Here is an 11,638-nt window from a genome sequence, read left to right on the forward strand (position 1 = left end):
TTTCCGGTTGGGTTGGGGGTGAATTCTGGGAGTGGTTTGTCGTGTTTGGGGCGGCGCGCCGTAGATCGGGGAGGCATTTGCGGGAACCGGGGGGTTTTGCCCGGGGGCGGTCGTAGACTGTCTCGCAGGGTTGAAAGACCTTCCACCACAGGAACTTTGGGATGCGCTGAACGGCTGCGGGTGCGCGGGCGGGCGGTGTCTTCCTGCTCGGGGGTGACGTATGACCGCGGTACCGGCGCGGGATGTCCCGCAACTCGAGGCCGTGCGGCCTTCCGTCCAGCGGAGGGAACCCAAGGGGTCCTTTCTGTGGAAGGCGATCACGACCACCGATCCCAAGGTGCTCGGGATCATGTACATGTTCACGGCCATGTCGTTCTTCCTGGTCGGCGGCGTGATGGCGCTGCTGATGCGGGCGGAGCTGGCGCGTCCGGGGCTGCAGTTCCTGTCATCGGAGCAGTACAACCAGCTGTTCACCATGCACGGCACCATCATGCTGCTGTTCTATGCGACGCCGATCGTGTTCGGCTTCGCCAATGTGGTGCTGCCGTTGCAGATCGGTGCGCCGGATGTGGCGTTCCCCCGCCTCAACGCGCTGAGCTACTGGCTGTACCTGTTCGGCGCGATCATCGCGACCGCGGGCTTCGTCACCCCGGGCGGAGCCGCCGAATTCGGCTGGACCGCCTATGTGCCGTTGAGTACCGGCCGCTTCTCCCCGGGCGAGGGCGCGGATCTGTGGATCATGGGTCTGGCGATCGCCGGCGTCGGCACCATCCTCGGCGCGGTCAATATGATCACCACGGTGGTGTGCCTGCGCTGCCCGGGCATGACCATGTTCCGTATGCCCATCTTCACCTGGAACATCCTGGTGACGAGTGTGCTTGTGCTGCTTGCGTTTCCGATCCTCACCGCGGCGCTGCTGGCGCTGGCGATAGACAGGCATCTGGGTGCGCACATATACGATTCCGCCAACGGCGGCGCCATCATGTTCCAGCATCTGTTCTGGTTCTTCGGGCATCCCGAGGTGTACATCATCGCGCTACCGTTCTTCGGGATCGTGACGGAGATCTTCCCGGTATTCAGCCGCAAACCACTGTTCGGGTACACGACGCTGGTGTACGCGACACTCTCCATCGGAGCGCTGTCGGTAGCGGTGTGGGCGCATCACATGTATGCGACGGGATCGGTTCTGCTGCCGTTCTTTTCGCTCATGACGTTCTTGATCGCGGTGCCGACGGGCGTGAAGTTCTTCAACTGGATCGGCACCATGTGGCGCGGGCAGTTGACCTTCGAGACGCCCATGCTGTGGTCGATCGGCTTCCTGGTGACATTCCTGTTCGGTGGTCTGTCCGGTGTCGTATTGGCAAGTCCGCCACTGGATTTCCACGTCTCGGACTCGTATTTCGTTGTGGCGCACTTCCATTACGTGCTCTTCGGCACCATCGTCTTCGCCACCTTCGCGGGCATCTACTTCTGGTTCCCGAAGATGACCGGACGACTGCTGGACGAGCGGCTGGGCAAGCTGCACTTCTGGTCGACCTTCATCGGCTTCCACACCACCTTCCTGGTGCAGCACTGGCTGGGCAATGACGGTATGCCGCGCCGGTACGCGGATTACCTGCCGAGTGATGGCTTCACCACGCTGAACACCGTCTCGACCATCGGCTCCTTCGTACTCGGGCTGTCGATGATCACGTTCGTCTGGAATGTCTTCAAGAGCTACCGCTTCGGCGAGGTGGTCACCGTCGACGACCCATGGGGTTACGGCAATTCCCTGGAGTGGGCCACCACCTGCCCGCCGCCGCGGCACAACTTCTACGAACTACCGCGCGTGCGCTCCGAGCGTCCCGCGTTCGAGCTGCACTATCCACATATGGTCGAGCGCATGCGGGCCGAGGCGCATGCGGGCTGGTCCGCACCCGAACACGAAGTGGTCGAGTCCCCCGCGACCCCGACAGACGAGGTCCGGGACAGCGGCAACTAGTCTCTTGCCGTGCTGCTTTCCGATCGCGACATCCGTAAGGAGATCGCCGAAGGGCGTCTCGGGCTGGACCCGTTCGACGACAAGCTGGTGCAGCCGTCGAGTATCGATGTGCGGCTGGACAGCATGTTCCGGGTGTTCAACAACACCCGCTACACCCATATCGATCCCGCGCAACGGCAGGACGAGCTGACCACGCTGGTGGAACCCACCGCGAATGAGCCGTTCGTGCTGCATCCGGGCGAGTTCGTGCTGGGCTCCACCCTCGAGGTGTGCAGCCTGCCGGACGATCTCGCCGGCCGGCTGGAGGGTAAGTCGAGCCTGGGCCGCCTGGGCCTGCTCACGCACTCCACCGCGGGTTTCATCGATCCGGGTTTCAGCGGGCACATCACCCTGGAACTCTCGAATGTGGCGAACCTGCCGATCACCCTGTGGCCGGGCATGAAGATCGGGCAGCTGTGCCTGTTCCGGTTGAGCAGTCCGGCCGAGAACCCGTACGGCAGTGCCGCGGCGGGTTCGAAGTATCAGGGTCAGCGCGGCCCGACCCCGTCCCGCGCGTACCTCAACTTCCAAACGCCGGAAGACAACTGAGCTCTGCGGGTGTACGGATGGCTCGCCGCGTCGTAAGGTGGCGGCGACAGGTACGGTGACCTCATCGTAATGCGGTCAGTGTGGCAATGAATGGGCAGCGAATGAGTTCGGTACTGGGAGTTTCCGTGGGGGCGGGCGCGGTTCGCGTGGCACGCCCGTATGCCGGAAATTCCGCCGAGCGTGGCACGGTGCAGCCGCATGCGGCCGGGGCCTTCGATGTGCAGGCCGTTCCGGTCGGTGAGCGCCGGGTCGAGGAGTTGGCCGCCGATGCCATCGGCGCTGTGCTGTCGGCGGATCCGCAGATCACCGCGACCGCCATCGCCTACCGCGATGAGCAGCACGCGCGGGCGATTCGCGCCGAGCTGGCGCGCCGCCAGTTCACCAATTACGAACTCGTCCCGGATGTGATCGCGGCGCTGGAGTTCCTCGAATTCTCCGGTGAGCTGCAGGGTTTCGGCACCGTCGCGCTGTATGACCTGGGCGCTTCGGGGCTTTCGGTGACGGTGGTCGACACCGCTTCGCGGCAGATCAGTTTCACCGAGCGCACCAGCGATATCAGTGGCGACTACCTGGATTCGCTGATTCGGGAACAGCAGATCGCCTCCGGCCGGATCGCGCATCCACCGGACGCGGCCGGACTGGCCGCGCTGGATGCGCTGTGCCGCACCGCGAAGGAGGAGCTCTCGGAGAGCAGCGCGGTGGCGCTGCCCTCCACCGAGGGCCTGGTGCTGTTGTCCCAGGAGAACTTCGAAGCGCTGATCATGCTGGCCGTGGAGTCGTCGGCGCGAATGGCGCGCGATGTGATCCTGCGCTCGGAGCAGCCGGTGCAGGCGGTCGCGCTGATCGGCGGCTGCGCCCAGATTCCGCTGGTGGCACGGGTTTTGCGGCGCTGGCTGGGTGTTCCGGTGCTGGTGCCCGCGAATCCGGGCACCATCGCCACCCGCGGCGCGGCGATTCTGGCGCGTCCGGTGCGGCAGCGGCCCGCGCCCGCGTCGTTCACCACGGCCTTCGAGAATTCGATTCCGGCGCAACATGACTCGAATCCGCCGCTGCTGTCGAGCGCCGGTGCGGTGGAGAAGTTCAGCCGTCGCCGGGAGATCAGCATGGCCGGGGTGGCGGTGGGCGCGCTCGTTGTGGTCGCGGCCATCGGCGTCTCGCTGGGCTGGGGTCCGCAAGTGCTGGAACACGATTCGCAGAGTTCGGATGCGGTGACCACCTCCGCGCCGGTCACCACCACGCGCCCGTCGATCGAGACCACCACGGTCGCGCCGAGCACCACCGACGCGACCAACGAGTCCCTGGCGGGTCCGGCGCCGCAGCGCCACGAGACGACCACCACCACCGAGGCTCCGCCCGAGCCGGGCCCGAACACCATCACCATTATTCCGGGTCTGCCGCCGGTCGTGGTTCCCACGCTGCCGCCGCTGTTCCCGGCGCCCGCGGCACCCGCGGGCTGATCCGGTCGCCGTCGAACCCGCCTGCGCACCGCGATAATTCGTACACTCCGGGCGTTGATTCGGCTGCGAGCGGCCGCAATCCGGCCTGAAATGTCGGAAATATATGGCGTAGCACGGCCATTGCGCTGCCACTCGGACCGAGGAGTTCACCCGCCGAGTCCGCCCCGTCGACTGCCAGGAAATGGGGCGGACTCGGTGGGTCCGGCGCCGTATGCGCCGGTGCGAGGGCCGGCTGCGTTCAGTCCTCGCCTCCGGTTCCCACCGCCAGAGCTGTCGTAATGAGCATCGACAGGGGTGGGAGTTGACGATCTTCGGCGGGAGGCACCACCCAGTGACAACCTTCGCGGGTCCAGCGGCCCAGCCCGGTGGGCAGCATGACGGCGCTGCCGATCGCGGGTATGCCGATGTCCAGGCGATTGAGCACCTCCATGACCTGCGCGCCCGGGTGCGAGTCGGGTTCGGTGAGAAGGCTCCAGCGAATCTGCCGGGCCAGCATGGGACCGGTGCGGCGCTGCTGATGCAGTGCGCTGCGGACCTTTTCGGCCCGCGCGACGGGTAGGTGCAGCACCCCGACCGCGCCGGTGACGGGAAGCATGACGAAGCCGCCGCGTTCGGCTACCGGAAGCCCGAATTCGTGCCGGTAGAAGGACACCCAGTCCTGCACCGTTCTCAGCTTGTCCGCGTTCACCACCCGACTCCTTGCCTCCCGATTCCAGGATGGGCCGGGTCGCGCGGTGCGGGAATGCCCGCGCGCCCTCCTTGCGCTGCCCAATCACTGCCACTGCTACCGGCGCGTAAGCGACTGATACCAGCTACATCTCGGCTGTGGCAGCTGTCACGATGCACTCGTACCCTGGACATCGGAGTTCGTTCGGAAGGATGACGTCGTGGTCCGGCAATGGTCAGGTAAAGAGGCCCGTGCCCTCCGCGATGCCAAACGGATGAGTATCCGGGAGTTCGCGGCGCATTTGGGCGTACACGAACGGCTGGTGTCGAAGTGGGAGGCCGGTGGCAACCGGGTTCATCCCCGGCCTGTCAATCAGGCCGCTCTCGATACCTCCCTTGCCAGGTCCGACGATGTTGTGCGGGCACGGTTCGCGGCTTTGATCGACCAGCCCTTGATCGACCGCCCTGTACCCGGTTTCGATGCGCGCCAGGATGTTCCGGCGCAGGCCAGTTACTCCAGCGACGCGGAACTGCTGGCACTCGTCGATTCGGGTGCGATGAGGGGCGATGCGTTAGCGGCTATTTCGGAGAGGGACCTGATCATGGCGGCTGCCCATGAAGCGAGCGAGCATGCGGGCAGGGCGGAGAGTTCCAATGTGGGTACCACCACATTGGAACAGCTCGATGCCGATGTCACGCGGATCGCCAATGACTATGTGCACGTGCCACCCGTGCCCATGATGGTGGAGATGCTGCGGGTGCGCCGCCGCGTCTACCGCCTGCTGGAGGGGCATCAGCGTCCGGCCGATACCGGGCATCTGTATCTGCTCGCGGGCACTCTGTCCGGTCTGCTGGCCAATGCCAGTACCGATCTCGGCTATGTCGATGCGGCGGGTGAACAGGCAAGGGCCGCTTGGGCTTACGCGGAGTTGTGCGAGCACAACGGTTTACGCGCCTGGACCCGCGGTATGCAGGCGCTCATCGAGTACTGGTCGGAGCGGCCGCGGCGCGCGGTACTGCTGGCGCAGAGCGGTCAGCAGTACGCGGACTCCGCGACCGCGCAGGTGCGCCTGCACAATATCGAGGCGCGCATCTGGTCGCGGCTGGGTTCGCCCGCCGATACCGAGCGCTGTATTCGCGCCGCGGACGATGCGCGGGACGGCGATATCAGCGACACGCTGCACGACGAGGTCGGCGGCGTGTTCGGTTTCAACCAGCCCAAGGCGCAGTACTACGCGGGCGCGACCTATATCCATCTCGGTCAGGCCGAGCCCGCACTGGCGGCGACCCGCCGCGCCATCGAGCTGTACTCCAACGGTCCGGTCGAACAGCGCTCATACGGTGCGGAGGCCCTGGCCCGGGTGGACAGCGCCGCCGCGCACCTGATCAACGGGAGTCTGGACGGGGCCGCCGAGGCGCTGGAGCCGGTGCTGCGACTGGACGAGGACAAGCGCATCGCGCAATTGGAGGAGCGGCTCACCGGCCTGCGGCAACGCCTGACCCGCCCGGAATTCCGGGAGGCCGTCGAGGCCCGTCAGCTGGACGAGAGAATCGAGGAGTTCTGCGGAACCACCGCCGCCAAGGGCATGTTGCCGCCCGATACGCCGCGTTGAAAAAAGCTGGTTGCGGACGGATGGCACCATTGGACGGGTGAGTCCTTCCAGTCACCTACCGCATCGGTCCCCGCGCGTCCTGGAGCAGTCGACCAAACTCCAGAACGTGGTCTACGAAATCCGGGGGCCGGTACACGCGCACGCGGCACGACTGGAGTCCGAGGGTCACCGCATCCTCAAGCTGAATATCGGCAATCCCGCGCCCTTCGGTTTCGACGCGCCGGACGTGATCATGCGCGACATCATCGCCGCGCTGCCGTACGCGCAGGGCTACTCCGAGTCCAAGGGCATTCTCTCCGCGCGCCGGGCCATCGTGACCCGCTACGAAGTGGTGCCGGGCTTCCCGAAGTTCGATGTGGACGACGTCTACCTGGGCAATGGTGTCTCCGAGCTGATCACCATCACCATGCAGGCGCTGCTCGACAATGGCGACGAGGTGCTGCTGCCCGCGCCGGACTATCCGCTGTGGACGGCCATGACCAGCCTCGCGGGTGGCACGCCGGTGCATTACCTCTGCGATGAATCCAATGGCTGGCAGCCGGATATCGCCGATATAGAAGCCAAGATCACCGCCAAGACCAAGGCGATTGTCGTGATCAACCCGAACAATCCGACGGGTGCGGTGTACTCGGCGGAGGTGTTGCAACAGATCGTGGATCTGGCGCGCAAGCATCAACTGCTGCTGCTCGCCGATGAGATCTACGACAAGATCCTGTACGACGACGCCAAGCATATTTCGCTGGCCTCGCTCGCGCCGGACCTGTTGTGCCTGACCTTCAACGGGTTGTCGAAGGCGTATCGGGTGGCGGGTTACCGCTCCGGCTGGCTGGTGATCACCGGGCCGACCGAGCATGCCGAGGGGTTCCTGGAGGGCATCTCGCTGCTGGCCTCGTCGCGGTTGTGCCCGAATGTGCCCGCGCAGCATGCCATTCAGGTGGCCTTGGGCGGGCATCAGAGCATCGAGGATCTGATTCTGCCGGGCGGGCGACTACTCGAGCAGCGCGATGTGGCGTGGGAGAAGCTCAATACGATTCCGGGTGTGTCGTGTGTGAAGCCGGAGGGCGCGCTGTACGCGTTCCCACGGCTGGATCCGGAAGTCCATGAGATCCACGATGATTCGAAGCTGGTGCTGGACCTGTTGCTGCAGGAGAAGATCCTGATGGTTCAGGGGACCGGGTTCAACTGGCCGCATCATGATCATCTGCGCATCGTGACGCTGCCGTGGGCGCGGGATCTGGCGGTCGCGATCGAGCGTTTCGGCAATTTCCTGGTGGGTTACCGTCAGTAGCAAAACAAACCGCTGGTACGAAAAAGTTGGGTTTTTAGAGACTTAGCTAGCGCAAAGAACTGACTTTTGTGTACAGTAGGACTCGGCACTCAGGTGCCCGGCCAGACCTCCTACCCCCCCTGGGACGTCTGGCCCTGGATTGGCTGGCCTACCCCCCTGGGCCGCCGTCCCGGGCGGCGGAGACATCCCCCTGCTCTCCGCCGCCCCCTCCAGGAAACTGGACAACTGATCTCGCGAGGCGAGGGTAACTCCTGGGGTACCCCCAAAACCCGGCCAAATCGCCAACGTCAGCCCGATCTCAAAGTCTCCCCGCACCAAACGCCCGGCAAAAGTCGCGGAGAGGCGGGACTGAACGGTTTTCGTTTAGGGTCGTGCGAGTGAGCGACCACCATCATCACCATGACCACTCCGGGCCCATTGCCATTGGTGCTACCGCCAAGTGGGTCGTCATCGGGCTGCTCACCTTTATCGGGGTGCTGGTTCTGGGTGGGACGGTGTGGCTTTGGCCCAGTAGTCAGCATGTGGATATTCCGCTGCCCATGCAGAACGGGGGTGGTGGGGCGCTGGTGACCGAGGCGGGGAGGGTGGTCAGTCAGGACATCGGGCCGTGTGGGAGTCCATCGCTGGGGCGGCCGTTCGATGATGCGCCGCAGGCGCCGCGGAGTAATGCGTACAGCTGCCAGCGCAGCATTGTCACCATCGACTCGGGGGCGGACAAGGGGAAGAAGACGCTCTTCGAAATCGCGCCCGGCCCAGGACAACCCGATCTGCGGGTCGGTGACAGCCTGCGCATCGTGCGGCAGAGCGATACCAGCGGGGCCAGCGTGTACTCCTTCGACGACTATGCGCGCGGATTGCCGCTCGCCATCATTGTCGGAGTCTTCGCACTGGTCATTATCGTGGTGGCGCGCTGGCGCGGACTGCGCGCGCTGATCGGGCTCGGCTTCGCCTTCGGTGTGCTGGTGATCTTCATGCTGCCCGCCCTGCTGGACGGGAAACCGGCCATTCCGGTGGCGCTGATCGCGGGCGCGCTCATCCTCTACTCGGTGCTGTACCTGGCGCACGGGGTGAACCTGCGCACCAGTTCGGCGCTGCTCGGCACTTTGACCTCGATGGTGCTGGCGGCCGTATTGTCTTGGCTCGCACTGAAGATGACGCATCTGACGGGGTTGTCCGAGGAGCAGAACACCAATGTGGCGACGTATCTGCAGCATGTGAGTATCACCGGATTGTTGTTGGCGGGCTTCATCATCGGCTCGCTCGGTGTGCTCAACGACGTGACCATCACGCAGGCGTCGGCCGCGTTCGAGCTCGCGGCCTTGGACGAGAAGTCCTCCCGCCGAGGCATTTTCGCCGCCGCCATGCGGGTCGGTCGCGACCATATCGCGAGTACCGTCTACACCCTGGTGCTCGCCTACGCCGGTGGCGCGCTGCCGTTGCTGCTGCTGTTCAGCGTGGCGGGCCGCTCGATTCGCGATGTGCTCACCGGTGATGCCGTCGGTATCGAGATCGCGCGCTCCGCCGTCGGCGGTATCGCCCTTGCCCTTTCGGTTCCGCTGACCACCGCCATCGCGGTAATCCTGGCCCGGCCCTTCGGCGCGAAACCGGCCGCGCGTGCGGCGGGTCCGAACCGTCCCCGTCCTGCCGAGCGCGCCGCGCGGCCCGCCGGTCCCCGCCCCACCGCGAAAACCGGTGTCGCGCAATCGGCCCCGGCTCCGCGTGTCCCGCGTCAGGCTCCGGTGGTCAGTGCGCCGGAGCGGCGGGACGCGCCGCAGCAGGGTCGGCAGGAGTCGCCGCCACCGCCGTGGTCATTGAGAGCCGCTGCGGAACAGCAGAATCCGGCCTTCGACGATACGGATCCATCGCTGCCACGCCCGCCCGCCAAACCGCAGAATCCACCGCGCGGCGGGCGACACTCGAAGCCCTGACCTCCCCGGACCGGTTGGGTCAGACCGAGAGTCGCGCCGCCTCGCAGAGTGCAGCGACACCATCGGCGTCTGTGACGAAGTGATCGAATCCGCGCGGGACCCCGATCTCGGCGAAATCCACATCGGTGGTGTCCGGTAGCGGCAGCGCCGGCACCGGAATGCGTACTGCCGCATGCAGATCCCGCACGCCCGTCAATTCGATCACCCGGCGGGCATTGTCGGCGCGCAGGCCGCCGCAGGCCATTACCTGGATGCGCCCGTTCGCCAGGGTGACCAGGCGGGTGATCAACGAGGCTCCGTCCAGGACCGAAACCTGCCGCCCCGAGGTGAGCAGCCGGGTGAACCCCAACTCCAGCAACTGATCGAATCCGCCGTATGGGTCCGCGCACACATCGAAGGCCCGATGGCAGGTGACCTCCATACCTTCGGCCGCCGCGATCAGCTCTAGATTGGCGCCGGCGGCGATATTCCCGTGCTCGTCCAGCACGCCGATCACCACGCCGTGTGCGCCCGACTGCCGTGCCTGTTCGATATCGGCGCGCATGAGCGTGACCTCATCGGCGGAGTATCGGAAATCCCCGGGGCGCGGCCGAATCAGCACGTGTATCTGCACATCGGTGGCGGCCGCGACGGCGGCCTGTACCAATGCGGTGTTCGGTGTCAGTCCACCCACCGAGAGTCCGGTGCACAATTCGACTCGAGTGGCCCCCGCCGCGTCCGCGATGCGCACCCCCGCGAGCGACTCCACCCCGATCTCGACCCGAACCGCTCCCGCATCCGTCATACCTTGAAGTATGGGCGAAGACCATCGATCGCGTTTGCCCGGCATTAGCAGAATCGATCATGCAAACCGGATTTCAGCACTCCGACCGGGACGAGACAGCGAGGGCGCGCTACCCGGGTGGGTAGCGCGCCCTCGTCGGTCGTGTTCCGGCGTCAGTTCTTCTTGCCGGGGGCCTTCATACCGGACTTGAAGCCGAGACCGCCGGGCTTGGCGGCCGGGGGCTTGGCAGCGCCATTGCCCTCGGCGGCGGTGCCGTTGGACTCGGTGACGACCGGTTCGGCGGCCGGGGCCGGAGCCTCGGGAGTCGAATCAGCCGGAGCCGCAGGCGCTTCGGCGGCCGGAGCCGGAGCGGCGGCGGGGGCGGCCGCGCCGGGGGCCTTCGGGCCGGGGCGCTTGAGGCCGGACTTCATGGCCAGACCCTTGGGCGCGATGGACGGCTTGGCCTCGGCGGGAGCCGCCGAAGTGGCCGGAGCCGCAGTGGTTTCCGCCGGAGCCTCGGTGACGGGAGCCGCAGTGGTCTCCGCGGCGGCCGGGGCGGCCTTCGCGCCGGGAGCCTTGGCGGCACCCTTCATGGCCAGGCCCTTACCGGGAGCCTTCGCCGGACCCTTCATGGCCAGTCCCTTGACGGGCTTGGCCGGGGCCGACGACGCCTCGGTGGTTTCCGCGGGAGCGGAAGCCTCGGCGGGAGCGGCGGTTTCGGCCGGAGCGGCCTTCGCGCCGGGTGCCTTGAGGCCGCCCTTCATGGCGAGACCCTTGCCGCCCGGGGCCTTGGCCGGACCCTTCATGGCGAGACCCTTGGCGGGTGCGGCCGGAGCCGACGCCGCCTCGGTGGCTTCGGCCTCGGCCGGAGCAGTCGCCGCGGCGGCGGCGGGCTTGGCTCCGGGTGCCTTGAGGCCACCCTTCATGCCCAGCCCCTTGCCACCGGGGGCCTTGGCGGGTCCCTTCATTCCGAGCCCCTTGCCCGCCGGAGCGGCCTTGGGCTCGGCCGGAGCGGCCTCGGCCACAGCGGCTTCGGCCTTGACCGGCTCGGGCTCCGAAACAGGTTCGGGCTCTTCGACCTTCGGCTGCTGAACGACCTTCAGGTTCTCGGTCAGCACACTCGACTCGACACGAGCAATCGACTGCAACATCAACTGTGCGACATCGACGACCTCGACACCCTGGCCGACCTCGCCACCGTCCTTACGCGCGGTCACACCATCGGTCAGCATCACCCGGCAGAACGGGCAACCCGTCGCGATCATCGAGGGCTCGTTACCGCCCTTGAGCGTATCGAGGGCCTCGTCGACGCGGTCGACGTTGATGCGCTTGCCGAGCTGCTCTTCCATCCACA

General features: G+C 66.2%; 7 protein-coding genes and 2 pseudogenes. 6 read left to right on the forward strand and 3 right to left on the reverse strand.

Annotation, left to right across the window (positions count from 1 at the left end; translation table 11 throughout):
- The first annotated feature begins 220 nt into the window (after positions 1-220).
- The 3 genes from ctaD (at position 221) to GFY24_RS03610 (ending at position 4,026) form a co-directional block, all read left to right on the forward strand.
- Positions 221-1,981, forward strand: a complete 1,761-nt coding sequence (ctaD, locus tag GFY24_RS03600; protein ID WP_153803427.1) for a cytochrome c oxidase subunit I — start codon at positions 221-223, stop codon at positions 1,979-1,981.
- A gap of 9 nt (positions 1,982-1,990) precedes the next feature.
- Positions 1,991-2,569, forward strand: a complete 579-nt coding sequence (dcd, locus tag GFY24_RS03605; RefSeq protein ID WP_309230401.1) for a dCTP deaminase — start codon at positions 1,991-1,993, stop codon at positions 2,567-2,569.
- A 101-nt stretch (positions 2,570-2,670) separates the two neighbouring features.
- Positions 2,671-4,026 carry an Hsp70 family protein gene (locus GFY24_RS03610; RefSeq protein ID WP_153803428.1) on the forward strand — a complete coding sequence of 452 codons (1,356 nt, stop codon included), beginning with the start codon at positions 2,671-2,673 and terminating at the stop codon, positions 4,024-4,026.
- Between the two features lie 238 nt (positions 4,027-4,264).
- On the opposite strand, the gene GFY24_RS03615 is transcribed toward GFY24_RS03610, so the two are convergent.
- On the reverse strand, positions 4,265-4,714 hold the full coding sequence (locus tag GFY24_RS03615) for a hypothetical protein (RefSeq protein WP_309230402.1): 450 nt from the start codon (positions 4,712-4,714) through the stop codon (positions 4,265-4,267).
- Between the two features lie 199 nt (positions 4,715-4,913).
- Between GFY24_RS03615 and GFY24_RS03620 the strand changes: the two genes are divergently transcribed.
- From GFY24_RS03620 to GFY24_RS03630, 3 genes and pseudogenes are all read left to right on the forward strand, one after another.
- Positions 4,914-6,305 (forward strand): helix-turn-helix transcriptional regulator, encoded by a 1,392-nt coding sequence (locus tag GFY24_RS03620; protein ID WP_309230403.1) that lies wholly within the window; start codon positions 4,914-4,916, stop codon positions 6,303-6,305.
- Between the two features lie 28 nt (positions 6,306-6,333).
- Positions 6,334-7,593, forward strand: a complete 1,260-nt coding sequence (locus GFY24_RS03625; RefSeq protein ID WP_309230425.1) for a pyridoxal phosphate-dependent aminotransferase — start codon at positions 6,334-6,336, stop codon at positions 7,591-7,593.
- A 377-nt stretch (positions 7,594-7,970) separates the two neighbouring features.
- Positions 7,971-9,242, forward strand: a pseudogene (locus GFY24_RS03630) (YibE/F family protein); the annotation flags it as partial.
- Between the two features lie 298 nt (positions 9,243-9,540).
- On the opposite strand, the gene GFY24_RS03635 reads toward GFY24_RS03630, so the two are convergent.
- Positions 9,541-10,305, reverse strand: a complete 765-nt coding sequence (locus GFY24_RS03635) for a copper homeostasis protein CutC (protein ID WP_194852720.1) — start codon at positions 10,303-10,305, stop codon at positions 9,541-9,543.
- A gap of 152 nt (positions 10,306-10,457) precedes the next feature.
- Positions 10,458-11,638: pseudogene (locus tag GFY24_RS40970) on the reverse strand ((Fe-S)-binding protein); the annotation flags it as partial.

Source organism: Nocardia sp. SYP-A9097 (assembly GCF_009649815.1).
GTDB lineage: Bacteria > Actinomycetota > Actinomycetes > Mycobacteriales > Mycobacteriaceae > Nocardia.